Origin of the sequence: Bacillus sp. G16 (genome assembly GCF_021282335.1) — a bacterium.
GTDB lineage: Bacteria > Bacillota > Bacilli > Bacillales > Bacillaceae > Bacillus > Bacillus inaquosorum.
Genome location: NZ_JAJSOZ010000001.1, coordinates 184,633 through 199,835, shown reverse-complemented (window position 1 = coordinate 199,835; position 15,203 = coordinate 184,633). Strand labels below are relative to the sequence as shown.

General features: G+C 44.1%; 14 protein-coding genes. 4 read left to right on the top strand and 10 right to left on the bottom strand.

Annotated features, from left to right (window positions below):
• Positions 1-11: 11 nt before the first annotated feature.
• The 3 genes from opuCC to opuCA are packed head-to-tail and all read right to left on the bottom strand — an operon-like array spanning position 12 to position 2,758.
• Positions 12-929, bottom strand: a complete 918-nt coding sequence (gene opuCC / locus LWH95_RS00950) for an osmoprotectant ABC transporter substrate-binding lipoprotein OpuCC (RefSeq protein ID WP_119914288.1) — start codon at positions 927-929, stop codon at positions 12-14.
• 13 nt (positions 930-942) lie between these two features.
• Positions 943-1,596 (bottom strand): glycine betaine/carnitine/choline/choline sulfate ABC transporter permease OpuCB, encoded by a 654-nt coding sequence (gene opuCB / locus LWH95_RS00945; protein WP_003235195.1) that lies wholly within the window; start codon positions 1,594-1,596, stop codon positions 943-945.
• Positions 1,597-1,618: 22 nt separating this feature from the next.
• On the bottom strand, positions 1,619-2,758 hold the full coding sequence (gene opuCA / locus LWH95_RS00940) for an osmoprotectant ABC transporter ATP-binding protein OpuCA (RefSeq protein ID WP_003235198.1): 1,140 nt from the start codon (positions 2,756-2,758) through the stop codon (positions 1,619-1,621).
• Between the two features lie 263 nt (positions 2,759-3,021).
• Here opuCA and opcR point away from each other — a divergent pair, with 263 nt between their 5' ends.
• From opcR to LWH95_RS00925, 3 genes are all read left to right on the top strand, one after another.
• Positions 3,022-3,579, top strand: coding sequence for an opuC operon transcriptional regulator OpcR (gene opcR / locus LWH95_RS00935; protein WP_133485982.1), 558 nt, complete (start codon positions 3,022-3,024; stop codon positions 3,577-3,579).
• Positions 3,580-3,767: 188 nt separating this feature from the next.
• Positions 3,768-4,382: a PH domain-containing protein gene (locus LWH95_RS00930; RefSeq protein ID WP_148982585.1), complete on the top strand. Its 615-nt coding sequence runs from the start codon at positions 3,768-3,770 to the stop codon at positions 4,380-4,382.
• Between the two features lie 145 nt (positions 4,383-4,527).
• Entirely contained in the window at positions 4,528-5,226 is a 699-nt protein-coding gene (locus LWH95_RS00925) for a zinc ribbon domain-containing protein (RefSeq protein WP_232918774.1), read from the top strand.
• A 39-nt stretch (positions 5,227-5,265) separates the two neighbouring features.
• On the opposite strand, the gene LWH95_RS00920 is transcribed toward LWH95_RS00925, so the two are convergent.
• Positions 5,266-7,080, bottom strand: coding sequence for a zinc ribbon domain-containing protein (locus LWH95_RS00920; RefSeq protein ID WP_232918773.1), 1,815 nt, complete (start codon positions 7,078-7,080; stop codon positions 5,266-5,268).
• Between the two features lie 132 nt (positions 7,081-7,212).
• Here LWH95_RS00920 and LWH95_RS00915 point away from each other — a divergent pair, with 132 nt between their 5' ends.
• A complete protein-coding gene (locus LWH95_RS00915; RefSeq protein WP_003235206.1) occupies positions 7,213-7,674 on the top strand; it encodes a GNAT family N-acetyltransferase in 462 nt (153 codons plus the stop codon).
• 43 nt (positions 7,675-7,717) lie between these two features.
• Here LWH95_RS00915 and eno read toward each other — a convergent pair whose 3' ends face one another.
• The 6 genes from eno to cggR all read right to left on the bottom strand — a co-directional run bounded on the left by eno (position 7,718) and on the right by cggR (position 14,935).
• A complete protein-coding gene (eno, locus tag LWH95_RS00910; protein ID WP_003235209.1) occupies positions 7,718-9,010 on the bottom strand; it encodes a phosphopyruvate hydratase in 1,293 nt (430 codons plus the stop codon).
• 28 nt (positions 9,011-9,038) lie between these two features.
• Complete coding sequence (gene gpmI / locus LWH95_RS00905; protein WP_225514622.1) at positions 9,039-10,574, bottom strand: 2,3-bisphosphoglycerate-independent phosphoglycerate mutase; 1,536 nt, start codon at positions 10,572-10,574, stop codon at positions 9,039-9,041.
• Positions 10,567-11,328, bottom strand: coding sequence for a triose-phosphate isomerase (tpiA, locus tag LWH95_RS00900; RefSeq protein ID WP_003235214.1), 762 nt, complete (start codon positions 11,326-11,328; stop codon positions 10,567-10,569). The genes gpmI and tpiA overlap by 8 nt, the downstream gene beginning before the upstream one ends.
• Positions 11,329-11,358: 30 nt before the next feature.
• Entirely contained in the window at positions 11,359-12,543 is a 1,185-nt protein-coding gene (locus LWH95_RS00895; protein WP_003235216.1) for a phosphoglycerate kinase, read from the bottom strand.
• Positions 12,544-12,858: 315 nt separating this feature from the next.
• Positions 12,859-13,866, bottom strand: a complete 1,008-nt coding sequence (gene gap / locus LWH95_RS00890; protein ID WP_003219957.1) for a type I glyceraldehyde-3-phosphate dehydrogenase — start codon at positions 13,864-13,866, stop codon at positions 12,859-12,861.
• Positions 13,867-13,912: 46 nt separating this feature from the next.
• Positions 13,913-14,935: a gapA transcriptional regulator CggR gene (cggR, locus tag LWH95_RS00885; protein WP_088112062.1), complete on the bottom strand. Its 1,023-nt coding sequence runs from the start codon at positions 14,933-14,935 to the stop codon at positions 13,913-13,915.
• Positions 14,936-15,203: the final 268 nt, after the last annotated feature.

Here is a 15,203-nt window from a genome sequence, read left to right as displayed (position 1 = left end):
TGCCTCTTTTCTTAATCAAAATAATGATGTTTCTCTAAAAATTCCTTTGCTACGACAGACGGCTCCTTCAGCTTGCCATCCACCTCATAGTTAAGCTCCTGCATCGTTTCCGTATCGATTTGCCCAATCAGCTTATTTATAACGCCTTCAAGCTCCGGATGCTCCTTAAGCACCTTTTCCGGAATCACCGGTGAACAGTCATACGGCGGGAAAAAACGTTTATCGTCTTTTAAGATTTTCAGATCATAGGCTTTAATCCGTCCGTCTGTTGAATAAGCCAGAACAGCGTCCATTTTCCCGTTTTTGACTGCGTCATAGACAAGCCCGATCTGCATCGGATAGGTTGTGCCGAACTCAAATCCGTACGTGCTGACAAAGCCTTTATACCCGTCGCCTTTCCGTTTCAGCCAGGCATTGTCGACGCCCAGTTTATATTGGGAAGCGTTTTTCTTCAGGTCAGACACGGTGTTGATTTGCTCCTTTTCCGCAAACTTTTTTGTCACGGTAAAGGCATATGTGTTATCAAATCCGTAGGAATCAAACCATTTATAAGCAAAGCGTTTTTCAAATTCATTCTGCACAATCTTCAGCGCTTTTTTTGGATCTTTTTCCGCTTCCTTGCCGAGGGTGCTTGTTAAATCCGTCCCGGAATAGCGCGTGGCAGAAATATCAATGTCACCGCCGAGCATCGCTTGGTGCTGAACATAGTTTGACCCGAGATTTTTCACTAAAGCGGTATTCAAATCTGTATCATGTTCAATAAGCTGCGCCATCATATTCGCTAAAATTTCTGATTCTGTCATGCTTTGCGCCCCGATTTTGATCGTATCGTCTGAAGCGCCGCCAAGCCCCGGCAGAGAACAGCCGCTCAGCAGCAGGACAAAGGCGAGAGCGAGCGCGCCGAGCCATTTGATTTTTTTTGTTTTCAACAGAGCCAACTCCTTACGAAACTTCCTTCATCCCTTGCAATCCTTTCGGCGTCACCTTTCGTTCTGTCACGGCCAGCACATAATCAATAATAATCGCCAGGATCGTGACCGGCACGGCGCCGCCAATAATATATTCAGGCTGATACAGGTTCAAGCCGATAAAAATGTAATCACCGAGACCGCCGCCCCCGATAAAAGAGGCAAGTGTCGCCCAGCCGATTAAATAGATCGTTGACGTGCGGATTCCCGCCATAATGATCGGAATCGCCAGCGGGATTTCGACGAGCCGAATCTGCTCCCATCCGGTCATACCGATCCCTTTACCCGATTCCAGCAGATTTTTGTTGACACCTTTGATACCGGTATACGTATTGCGCAGGATCGGCAGCACCGAATAGAAAAATAAAGCGACAATCGCAGGCACTTTTCCTACGCCGAGAAGCGGAATAAAAAAGGCTAAAATCGCCAGACTCGGCAGGGTTTGCACAATGTTGACCACGCCTATAACCGTGCCTGCGCCTTTTTTCATTCTAGTGAGAGCAACACCGAGCGGCACTGCAACGATAATGCCCAATACAACGGCAATGAGTGAAATATATAAATGTTCTCCTGTTTTATACAACAGCTCTCCGCCGTTCGTTTGCAAAAAAGTCATCATTTGATTCATCCTAATAGAGCTCCTCCCCTGGTCAGATCGTCATGAGCTGGTCTTCCTCGCCCCATATGGAATCGTATACGATATCAACAAGGCTTGCTCTCGTCACAATTCCTGCTAAATGGTTCTCCTCATCCACCACAGGAACATACTTGATGCCCTGCTTCAAGATTTTTCGGACCGTATCGCGAAGAAGCGCCCCTTTTTGCACGGTATATATATCGGAGCGGTATACATCGCCAACGACGCTCGCTTTTTTGCGGTTTTGATCTATCATTTCCACATCAACATAGCCCTTCAGCACATTTTGCCGGTCTACAACGAGCAGTGAATCGACACGTTTTTCTCTCATTAGCTGGATCGCCTGGGAAAGCGTTTTGTCCGCTGACACCGTCACTGGCGTTCTGTTCATCATTTGCTCAACCCGCTCGATATCCGGCCTTGACTGGATCAGGCGTTCTTTCCCGATAAATTCTTCAACAAATTCATTTGCCGGGTTCCGGAGAATCTCATCAGGTGTGCCGACTTGAACGATTTCTCCCGCTTTTAAAATCACGATCCGGTCAGCAAGCTTAATCGCTTCATCCATATCGTGGGTTACAAACACAATCGTTTTATTTAAGGTTCTCTGCAGTTTTTTGAATTCTTCCTGAAGGGAATCACGCGTAATCGGATCAAGCGCTCCGAACGGTTCATCCATCAAAATGAGTGGGGGTTCCGCAGCCAATGCGCGCAGCACACCGATTCTTTGCTGCTGTCCGCCGCTGAGCTCATGGGGATAACGGTCTAAATATTCCGGGCCCATATCGACTAGCTTTAACAGCTCTCTCGCCCGTTCTTTCCGTTTTTCTTCAGGCCATTTCAGCAGTTTCGGTACGAGTGAGATGTTCTGCTGGATGGTCATATGGGGGAATAAACCAATCTGCTGAATCACATAACCGATTTTTCTCCTCAGTTCAACCGGATCCTGTTCCATAATATTTTCTCCGTCAATAAAGATCTTTCCTGACGATGGTTCAATCAATCTATTAATCATTTTCATCGTCGTCGTTTTTCCGCAGCCGCTCGGGCCGATAAAACAGATAAATTCGCCCTTGGCAATATCTAAATCAATGCTGTTCACAGCTTTTTTGCCGCCTTTATATACTTTTGATACTTGTTCCAATTTCAGCAATCCGTGCACCTCCGCAGGTTTCCTTTAAATTTTCTGAAAAGTATAATCCTTATTATAGTTTGAACTTTGTAAAATAAAAAGTTTACAATGTGTTGAAATTATATGTTATTTACAGGTTATTTATTGTTATGACCAAGACGGAGAGGGTGTTCTTACAATTACGCCGGATCCCTCCCTCTTCCTCTGTATTCAGCTATTTTCAACAACTGGCAGAAATATGTTATATTGACACCATCAATTGCCATTTGAAGGGATGATCAGCTGTGGAAAAAACTGCTCTCGACATCATTGAACATGCTGAAGAGCATCTCATTGAGAAGATTGCCGAAAATATGCATACGTTTGGAATGCCTTCAACTGTCGGGCGTGTGCTTGGAATTATCTATATGAATCGAAAACCGATGACCTTAAGCGAGCTCTCGGAGGCAACAGGCATGAGCAAAACACGGATGAGCCAAGTTGTCCGCGAAATGATCGATGCCAATATTGCCGAAAAGGTGTTTGAAAAAGGCGTACGAAAAGACCTATATGACGTCGAGCAGGATTATTATCAAACCTTCATTTCTTTATTTGCGGCGAACTGGACAAAGGTCGTAAGCAAAAACAAAGTGCTGTATAAAAAATTAAACCGGGAGCTGACTGATCTTTTACAAAGGGACGGGCTAACCCCGGAAGCGGAAGAGAAAGTCAATCAGTTGCTGAATGAATTAAGAGAATGGCTCCATTACTATGACTGGCTGAGCAGATTGATTGAATTCTTTGAGAGTGAGGAAGTCTTTCAATACGTGCCTAGAACGAAAGAAAGCAGTTCCCTGAAGTAGGGGAACTGCTTTCTTTTGTTAATGAAATCCTAAAATTTAGTTTTAGGATTTTATCAGTATCTGCATAGGAAAAAGAAATATTCTCCACCCTAGTACCTTGAGGCGATTTCTCAATAAACGTTTATAGCCTGTCAGAAACGCTCCATGCTACAATGAAGTGACAAATGGAATAGGAAGGACGTATACAGATGTTCAAAAAAATTGCAGCAGATGCACTGGGCTTATCTGATATCGGAAAAATTATCGAACCTCAGGATTATGACAAAACAGATGCTGATGACTATGTCATGCATGAAGACAATGAAAAAATTTATTTCTTGATTAAAACGAAAGCAGACGAATACTGCTTTACGAATCTGGCTCTGATCCATGTAGACGGCGCACGCGCCACTTCCTCAAAACGAACGTTGAAACGCTATCCTTATTCGCAATATAAAATCTCTGATGTTTTTCTGGAAACTGCCGGAAAAGTCGATTTGGATGTTGAGATTAAGTTCAAGCTGGGCGGTGAACAATTCGACATCGATGTGCACAAAGACCAAATTGAAAAGTTAAAAGACCTTTATAAAGCACTGCTTCGCATCGCTGAAACAACCTATGAAAATGATATTTTAATCAATCAAGCGGAACAAAGCTTGGATAAAGCCGTGACGATTCTTCACCATACCCGCCCCGAGCACGTCAATATTGAAACGCAATATAAAGAGCTGACTGAATTCGGATTCACATGGCTGACATCCGTTCGCTCGCAGTATCATATTAAGGATTTTGGAGATGTATTTGAGAAATATGTGAATAACTAGCATAAAAAAAGACACAGCTGGTATTAGGCTCGTGTCTTTTTTTATGTGGTATTTTTGTATGAATATTGGTTACTTTACAACTTTTTTCTTTTATAATAAAACTATTAGTCTATTTTCCCTATATTACAGATAAAGGAGTTATCTTATGTATTGTCCTCAATGCGGCCATCAAACAGATGGCGGAAAGTTTTGTGAGAAATGCGGATCGCCGCTCCCTGGTCAATCAGGCCAGCAGCAGGCAGTTCAAACCGGAGCCGCTGCAAAACAAGCGGCAAAGCAGTTCGGTTCTTTTGTCCTGGCCGTCCTGAAACGCCCTTATCAGGAATGTAAAACAACAGGCGGAGAACAGCTGATCAGCGCGGTGATTACGATGGTTCTATTCAGTTTGCTGACCCCTTTGATGTTTTATACTCTTTTTTCAGACGGTCCCGGAAGCGTAAGCTTTACAGCAGTCTTTTTAGAGCCAACCATTTACTTTGCCCTGTTTATTTTCGGTTTGCATGCATTGATCTTTTTCGCCTTGAAACTCGCGGGAAACCAAGTATCTTTTAAAGATTCATTTTCCAGATTTGGTGCGTTTCTCATTCCGTTTACAGCTATTTTGATTCTTGCCCTTTTATTATTTTTATTACAAACAGACATTTGCTTCACCGTGTTAGCCGTTGGTTTAATCGGTGCATTCTTTGCCATTCCTCCTGCAATGCTGAGCAGTTACCAGCATTCATATAAAGGAAAGGTTGATATTATTTACTCAACGATTGTGATTTATCTGATCACCTGCGTTACATTTCAGCTTATTATCGAACACTATATTAAAGAGATTTTCCGTTATATGTTCTTTTAAAAAACAACCCCCATCACCTGCTGGTGATAGGGGTGTTTTTTATTGAATCGATGTTAAATAAATTCTTCCGTCCTTCACTGTACCGGTATAGGTCCAGTTATATGTTCTAAGCTTTGGACTGCCGCCTGATTTTGTGATATAGAATTCTTCATACGTCTTAATCGTAATCGCTGATCCATTTTGACTCCAGCTTTTCACTTTATAGTTATTAAAGTCTTCTGTTGTCCCCTCTTTATTTAATTTCGTTACGAGATGCTGCTGGTCGGAATAAAGGGAACTGCCTTTTTCAAGGCTGTCTGCCATCAGTGAGAAATTATTTTGATTGACGGCATCTGCCTGACTTTGCAGATAACTGCCCATAAATAATGTCACTTGTTCATCTGTAACATCACCGCTTGCAGAGCTTTCACTGTTTTTGTTTTTCGAGCCTGCCCAGGCGGATGTGTATGTCTCCGGTTTATCATTTTTGATTTTCTTTGAATTTGTTCCGGCAGATTCGAATGTTGATTCTGTATCTTCGAAAATCCACTTTTTCTGTTTTTTATCATATGAAAGGAGATATTCGTAACTCGGGCTGTCATCAGTCATTTCGGGTTTTGAATAGTCGTTATATGATGAAGACTGGTGAAGTTCTTTCCCTATTACCGATACCTGCCACGTCCCGTCATTTTCCTGAGAGAGCGCGAATGTATCCAGGTCAAAATCAGTTTCTAAGTACTTGTCTTTTAAATATGAATCCGTGTTTTTCATAGAATCGACGGTATCCTTCGTCTTTGCCTTCCATTTGGCACTCGCCTCTGTCATCTGGGCTGTATTCCCGTCAGATAGCGCTTTGGAGTACTGCTTAGTGGCTTTGACAATCGTGTTCATAATCGTTTCCTGTGTATCTTGATCAGGAATTAATGTTAACTCCATATCTTTATGATCGATCGGAACGCCCTCTGTTTTTGTTTTTCCCCACGGAAATTCCGCTTCGACCGCAGCCGTCATTGATCCGTCTGTCAGAAGCGGACCGTAAGTTACGGATTTGAACGGGTCTTTATGAATCGATTTGCCGTTAATCAGCAAATCTCCCTTCCCGCTCTTGATGTCATCCGCTAACCTGAATGTCACATCGTCTGCTTCCAATGAGAGATCCACACGAAAGCTGTTATCGCCAACCGCCTGAATGTCTTCCTTTTTCACAAGATCGACTACATCGTTTTTCAGTTTGGCTGAGACTGTATATTCTCCGGGAATGTACGGTCCGAGGGTTTGTGCTTGATCCGCTTTCTTTACAGATCCGGCATCCTCTTTATTGACATATAGATCGGTATTTTTATAATTGCTGGTCACTTCAAAATAAACAGGTGCTATCTTTAAGTCATAATGATCAAATATCAGCAGGCTTTTTCCGTCTTTCTCTGCGTATACGATATCCTTTTGAGGTGTTTCAGCACGCAGTGATGCAAAAAGCTCATCTTTTTTGTCAGGATGATCCTTTAAATATGTAAGAAACGGTTTTACATTATTTTTAGTAAGCTTAAGCTTGTCATTTACCGGCGTAAGGAGAGACGCGATTTGGTCTTTATCCTCATCATTTATAGCCTGTTCAAACTTGTCGACTAACCTATCCTTTGAAGTAAAGTACGCTCCGGTTTTATATGCGGCAAATAATATGACGCACGCTGCGGCAATGCTGCTCCATAAAATGATGGTTTTCTTAGGGATTGGTTTTCGCGGAGCCTGCCTCGTTTCAGCAGTGCTTGCTGTTTCTTTTTGTACCTGTCTGCTGCTCCCTCCAATCGGGGTGCCGCATTCTTTACAAAACTTGGCCCCTTCATTATTTTTTTGACCGCATTCCTTACAAAACATGTGACTTTCCTCCTATTTGTTATCCACTATTTTGTACATATTTCCTATGTTACATATTTTATAATAGAATGGTATGAAATTGGAGGAAATCACGAAAATATCTCTATAAACATATGAAAAGGTGGAATGACGATGCAACATCTCACCATTCAAAAAGCAATAAACCATGATCAAGCGCTGTATGAGCTTCTGCTGCTCGCCGACCCTTCAAAAGAGATTGTTGATGAATACATTGCCAGAGGAGAATGCTACACTGCTTATATATCGGGCGAATTAGCTGGTGTATACGTGATCATCACAACTAGACCGCAAACCGCAGAAATCGTTAACATCGCAGTAAAACAAACAATGCAAAAACAGGGCATTGGCAAGCTTCTTATCCGCGACGCCATTGAAAAAGCGAAACACATGGGAGCAAAGGTGATTGAGATTGGCACTGGAAATTCCAGCATCCATCAACTGTCGCTTTATCAAAAATGCGGATTTCGCCTTCAAGCAATTGACCATGATTTTTTTATCAGACACTACGATGAGGAGATCTTTGAAAACGGCATTCAATGCCGTGATATGGTGAGGCTTTATTTGGATCTCTAAAAGCACAAAAAAGCCGCCGAGACATATCTCGGCGGTCATTTTATTACTTGTTTAAGTTGTAGAAAGAGTTAATACCGTGGTATTGAGCAGTTTCAGCCAACTGATCTTCGATACGAAGAAGCTGGTTGTATTTCGCAACACGGTCCGTACGAGACGGAGCACCTGTTTTGATTTGTCCTGCGTTTGTTGCCACAGCGATGTCAGCGATTGTGCTGTCTTCTGTTTCACCAGAACGGTGAGAGATAACAGCAGTGTAGCCTGCGCGTTTCGCCATTTCGATCGCATCGAATGTTTCAGTCAATGTACCGATTTGGTTTACTTTGATCAGGATAGAGTTGCCTACGCCGTTTTTGATACCTTCAGCAAGTTTTTTCGTGTTTGTAACGAAGAGGTCATCACCAACAAGCTGAACTTTTTTGCCAAGACGCTCAGTAAGAAGCTTGTGGCCTTCCCAGTCGTTTTCGTCAAGTCCGTCTTCGATAGAGATGATTGGGTATTTAGAAACCATTTCTTCGTACCAGTCAACCATTTCAGCAGATGTTTTCACAACGCCTTCGCCAGACAGATGGTATTTGCCGTCTTCTTTGTTGTAGAACTCAGAAGATGCAGCATCCATTGCAAGCTTCACTTCTTCGCCAGGTTTGAAGCCGGCTTTTTCGATTGCTTCAACGATTGTTTGAAGCGCTTCTTCGTTAGAACCAAGGTTTGGAGCGAATCCACCTTCATCGCCTACAGCTGTGTTCATTCCTTTAGCAGAAAGAACTGATTTCAGGCTGTGGAAGATTTGAGCGCCCATGCGAAGTGCTTCACGGAAGTTAGGAGCACCTACAGGCATGATCATGAATTCTTGAATATCCACGTTGTTATCAGCATGCTCTCCGCCGTTTACGATGTTCATCATCGGTACAGGAAGCGTTTTTGAGTTGAATCCTCCAAGGTATTGGTAAAGAGGAATCTGTAAGAAATCAGCAGCAGCACGCGCACAAGCCATAGATACGCCAAGGATTGCGTTCGCACCGAGTTTGCCTTTGTTTTCAGTACCGTCAAGCTCGATTAAAAGCTGATCGATTGCGTTTTGTTCAGTTACATCAAAGCCAAGAAGCTCTGGAGCAATGATTTCGTTTACGTTGTTAACAGCTGTTAACACGCCTTTTCCAAGGTAACGGTCTTTATCGCCGTCACGAAGCTCAACTGCTTCGTATTCACCTGTAGAAGCTCCGCTTGGCACTAATGCGCGGCCGAAAGCTCCTGATTCTGTATATACTTCAACTTCAACTGTTGGGTTGCCGCGGGAGTCTAATACTTCGCGTGCATAAACATCAACAATGTATGGCATGAGTTTTGTCTCTCCTTTTGATTTCAACTTATTTTTGAATTAAAGATGTTCCTGTCATTTCTTTCGGTTTTTCAACACCGAGAAGGTCTAATAACGTTGGTGCAAGGTCGCCTAGGATTCCGCCTTCACGCAGCGTGATGCCTTCTTTCGTTACAATCACAGGGACTGGGTTTGTCGTATGCGCAGTGTGCGGTTCGCCTGATTCTGTAATCAGAATGTCAGCATTACCGTGATCAGCGGTAATGATAGCATGTCCGCCTTTAGCGAGAATCGCGTCAACGACTTCGCCTAAGCATTCGTCCACTGCTTCAATTGCTTTAATTGTTGGTTCAACCATTCCGGAGTGGCCGACCATATCAGGGTTTGCGAAGTTAAGAATGATCGCGTCATGCTTGTCAGCTTCAATTTCTTTGACCAACGCGTCCTTCACTTCATACGCACTCATCTCAGGCTTCAAGTCATATGTTGCAACTTTCGGCGAGTTGATGAGAATACGCTCTTCACCCGGGAATTCAGCTTCACGGCCGCCGCTCATAAAGAACGTGACGTGCGGATACTTTTCAGTTTCTGCAATTCGAAGCTGTTTTAATCCGTGCTGAGATAATACTTCTCCGACTGTGTTATCAAGATTTATCGGTTTAAACGCCACATAGCCGTCAACTGATTCACTGAAGTGAGTCAGGCAAACGAAATGCAGGTTCTTCGGATAATTCTCGCCGCGGTCGAAATCGCGGAAGTCTTTGTTTGTGAACGTGTTAGAAATCTGGATGGCGCGGTCCGGTCTGAAATTATAGAAAATCACAGAATCGCCATCTTGGATTTTCGCAACAGGTTCACCGTTTTCTTTTGTGATGACGGATGGAATCACGAATTCATCGTAGATACCATTCGCATATGAATCATCCACAACATCCATTGCGCTGCGGTATGTCGGGCCTTCGCCGTACGCCATTGCGCGGTACGCTTTTTCTACACGGTCCCAGCGTTTGTCGCGGTCCATTGAGTAGTAGCGTCCGGAAACGCTGGCGATTTCTCCAACACCGATTTCCTCAATTTGATCGTTCAGCTGCTTGATGTATGTTTTCGCTGTTTGCGGACCTACATCACGGCCGTCAAGGAAACCATGAATGTAAACCTTTGTCAGCCCTTCATTTTTCGCAAGCTTTAACAGCGCGAATAAATGGTTGATATGGCTGTGCACGCCGCCGTCTGATAAAAGACCGAACAGGTGCAGGGCTTTGTTGTTTTCTTTCGCGTTGCTAATCGCGTCAAGGAATGTTTGATTGCGTTCGAACTCCCCTTCACGAATGGCAACATTGACGCGTGTTAAGCTTTGGTACACAATACGTCCCGCACCGATATTTAAGTGACCTACTTCGGAGTTCCCCATCTGTCCGTCAGGAAGACCTACAGCCTCGCCTGAAGCAGTCAATGTTTGATGTGGATACTGGTTCCAATAGCGGTCAAAATTCGGTTTTTTCGCTAAAGCGACTGCGTTTCCTACTGTTTCGTTTCGTAATCCGAACCCATCAAGAATGATGAGTGCAGCTGGTTTTTTACTCATATTGACCTTCCTCCAATAATTGAACGAATGACTGTGGCTCAAGGCTCGCGCCGCCGACCAAAGCACCGTCAATATCGGACTCTGCCATATATTCTTTAATGTTTGCAGGCTTTACGCTTCCGCCATATTGGATGCGAAGCTTGTCTGCAGTTTCTTGGCTGAAGCTTTCAGCGACGGTTTTACGGATATGCGCACACACGTCGTTCGCATCTTTCGCTGTAGAAGATTTGCCTGTTCCGATTGCCCAGATTGGCTCATAAGCAATAACAGAAGCAGCAACTTGTTCTTCAGAAAGACCAGCAAGGCCTTTTTTCACTTGGTCTGCAACAAGATCATTTGTTTTGCCGGCTTCGCGCTCTTCAAGCGTTTCACCCACACAGATGATCGGCACAATGCCGTGTTTGAAAGCAGCATGTGCTTTTTTGTTAACTGTTTCATCAGTTTCAGCGAACATTTCACGGCGCTCAGAGTGGCCGATGACGCAGTAGTCAACGCCAAGGTCTTTCAGTGCAACCGGGCTGATTTCGCCTGTGAACGCGCCGCTTTCTTCGAAGTGCATGTTTTGAGCGCCGACTTTTAGGTCAGTGCCTTTAACAGCAGAAGTAAGCTTTTCTAAGAAAAGTGCTGGCGCGCAAACAACAGCTTCCGCTTTGTCTGCTGCTGGAATGGAAGATTTCACTTCTTCAACGAAGCTGACAGCTTCGCCGAGTGTTTTGTTCATTTTCCAGTTACCGGCGATAATTGGTTTTCTCATCTGTTCCACTTCCTTATAGCAGTTTTGAGATTATTTATCGTTAAGTGCAGCTACCCCTGGAAGCTCTTTGCCTTCCATAAACTCAAGGGATGCGCCGCCGCCTGTTGAGATGTGGCTCATTTTGTCAGCAAGGCCGAATTTTTCAACCGCTGCCGCAGAGTCTCCTCCGCCGATGACAGAGTATGTATCTTTCGCCTCTGCCAATGCTTCCGCAACCGCTTTTGTTCCTTGAGCGAACAAGTCGATTTCGAATACGCCCATCGGTCCGTTCCACACGACAAGTTTGCTGTTTTTGATTACATCAGCATACGTTTCGCGTGTTTTCGTACCAATGTCGATTGCTTCTAAATCACTAGGGATTTCAGAGATCGGCACAATTTTCACGTTTGCATCGTTAGAGAAATCATCTGCAACGAGTACATCTTCAGGCATGTAGAAGTTAACGCCTTTTTCTTTCGCGCGGTCCATAAATGATTTCGCAAGCTCGATTTTATCCTCTTCAAGAAGAGATTTACCGACTTCATGGCCAAGCGCTTTAACGAATGTATAAGCAAGACCTCCGCCGATGATCAGGTTGTCTACTTTATCAAGAAGACTTTCGATCACACCGATTTTGTCTTTTACTTTCGCTCCGCCGATGATTGCTGTGAACGGGCGGTCAGGGTTAGAAACCGCTTTTCCGAGTACGTCAAGCTCTTTTTCCATTAAGAAACCTGCAACTGCTGGCAGATGCTCGGCAATTCCAGCTGTAGATGCGTGAGCACGGTGGGCAGCACCGAATGCGTCATTTACATATACATCTGCAAGCTCAGCAAATGCTTTTGCAAGCTCAGGATCATTTTTCTCTTCACCAGGGTAGAAACGTACGTTTTCCAATACAAGAACGTCTCCGTCCTTCATGTCAGAAATTTGTGCTTTTACAGCATCGCCGTAAGCTTCATCTGCTTTTTTCACTTGTTTGCCAAGCAGTTCGCCGAGACGTGCAGCGACAGGAGTTAAACGAAGCTCCTCAACCACTTCGCCTTTCGGTCGGCCTAAGTGGCTCGCAAGAAGGACTTTCGCGCCTTGTTCTGCAAGGTGTTTGATTGTTGGAAGCGCAGCACGGATACGTGTATCGTCTGTTACTTCCCCGTCTTTCATTGGAACGTTAAAGTCAACGCGGCAGAATACAACTTTGCCTTTTACGTCGATGTCTTTGAGAGTTTTCTTATTCATGCCTAGGAGATCCTCCTTCAAAATGGTTTGCATACAGCACGAAAAACGTGAAACCGTCTGGTCAAGCGATAACTCCGCCAGGGCAGATCGCAGTCTTTTTCGGCACAGGGCAGTTCGTCTGAAGCCAGGGCAGCGGCCTTAGGCGAAAGCGCCGGCAAAACTGCTGAAACGCGGTCGTTTCTCTTTCACAGAACGTTTTCTGAAAGCCGGTCTTCATGGAAAAAGGGAAAGGGAGTCCGTCCCCTTCCCTTGTCCGCTTTCATTATAGCGCTTCTATTCAAAAGAACCAAGTCAGGTCCTTTTTTCAGCTATAAATTAAAGACCTTTTTTTGCGATGTAAGCTGCAAGGTCAACAACGCGGTTAGAGTAGCCGCTTTCGTTATCGTACCAAGAAATTACTTTTACCATGCTGCCTTCCATAACCATTGTAGAAAGAGCATCGATTGTAGAAGAGTTTTTGTTTCCGTTGTAGTCGCCAGAAACTAATGGCTCTTCGCTGTAGCCAAGGATTCCTTTAAGATCGCCTTCAGCCGCTTCTTTAAGAGCTGCGTTTACTTCTTCAGCTGTTACTTCTTGGTTCAGTTCAGCAACCAAGTCAACTAGAGAAACGTTTGGAGTTGGAACACGCATTGCTCCACCGTTCAGTTTGCCTTTTAGTTCAGGAAGAACTAGAGAAACTGCTTTAGCAGCACCAGTTGATGTTGGGATGATGTTTTCAGCTGCTGCACGCGCACGACGGTAGTCTTTGTGCGGAAGATCAAGGATTTGCTGATCGTTTGTGTAAGAGTGAACAGTTGTCATCATACCGCGTTTGATGCCGAATTTATCGTTAAGTACTTTTGCAAACGGCGCAAGGCAGTTTGTTGTGCAAGATGCGTTAGAGATAACATCGTGGTTAGCCGCATCGTATTTATCTTCGTTAACACCCATAACGATTGTGATATCTTCTTCGTTAGCAGGAGCAGAGATGATTACTTTTTTCGCGCCAGCTTCTAAGTGTTTCGCAGCGTCTGCGCGTTTTGTGAAGAAACCAGTAGATTCAACCACGATTTCAACGCCTTGTTTGCCCCAGCTAAGTTTAGCAGGATCGCGTTCTGCAGAAACTTCAATTGTTTTGCCGTTAACAACAAGGTTGTTACCGTCAACTGAAACTTCAGCGTCTAATTTTCCGTGTACAGAATCATATTGTAAAAGGTGAGCCAGCATGTTAGCATCTGTTAAATCGTTAACCGCTACTACCTCAACTTCAGGATTGTTTAATGCTGCGCGGAATACGTTACGTCCAATACGACCAAAACCGTTAATACCGACTTTTACTGCCATGATTGTTTCCTCCTTTAAATAAGTGAGAGATATTTATATTGAGGGATTATTCATCCCTTAATAACTTCTTTGCGGCTCCTTCGTCTGTGACGAGAACCGTGTTGCGGGGCTTTTTAAAGTAAGCCTCGATCGCCTCGGCTTTTGATGATCCGCCCGCTACCGCAATAATATCGGGGATGGCGTCTATGTCATCCAGCTGCATTCCGACAGAATGCACTTTGTGGACCACTTCGCCGTCCGCGTTAAAATAGTAGCCGAACGCTTCTGTCACCGCGTCGTTGTCATCTATTTTCTTTAAGTCTTCTAAAGGCGTATTTCTCCGCTCAGCCATAGTTTTAGCTTCGCCGATTCCGTGAACCAGCATACTCGCTGATTTAATGGTGTTCAGCACCTCTTTGACTGAAGGCTCTTCAATAATAGATGAATAGGCGCCTTGTGACAGCTGTCCCGGAACAAACAAAAGCCGGTAAGTGCCTGAAGCCTTCTCCGCCATATGCGCGCATATGGTGTTCGCCTGGTTTTTCACGTCTTCGCCTAAACCGCCTCTTGCGGGCACAAACAAAAGCTCGCGGTTTTTAGAATCCGGCGTCATCATTTCGGCGACAGCTTCAATTGTCGTACCGCCAGTTACAGCGACGATATTTTTGCCTGAAAATCTTTTTTTCATACATGCGACAGCTGCTCTTCCCATTTCTTTTTTGACCCATGGGGATTGGTCGCTGTCTCCGGATACGATAATGGCATCCTTTAGATTTAAACGTTCCTTTAATGTCTTTTCCAAAAGCGTCAAACCTAAAACATCTTTCATCGTATCTTCCAGAACGGAAAGCAGTTCGTAGCCCTCTTCTGTCAATGTCATGCCGTTTGTTTTAATATCAACCAGGTTCTGTTCCTTTAAAAACTGAACCTCGCCCCTCAGCACACGCTCGCTGATTCCGAGACTGGCAGACAGGCTTCTTCGCCCGATGGGTTCTGTCAGCCTGATATACTGCAAGATTTCAAACCTCTTTTGCATAACGACCAGAAGATCAGGCAATAATTTTTTTTGAGCTTGTATTAACTGGTTCATGACTCAAACGTTCCTTCCTTTTTTTGCTGGACATTATATGTCCCGCTATGACAAAAAACGTCCCATCATAGCCAAAAAAAATTATTTCTGCTTTCTTTAATTATTTTAACAGGGTGGAATTGTTTATTCAACTGTTAAGAGCCAATTCATCGACAATATCGCAGAGTTTTCATGCCGCGGGGTTTTATCCAGCAATATTTTTTCCTTTATATCTTTATCTTATACAGAAAACGCCAAAAGGTGCATCCCAACATAAACAGCCCTTCCA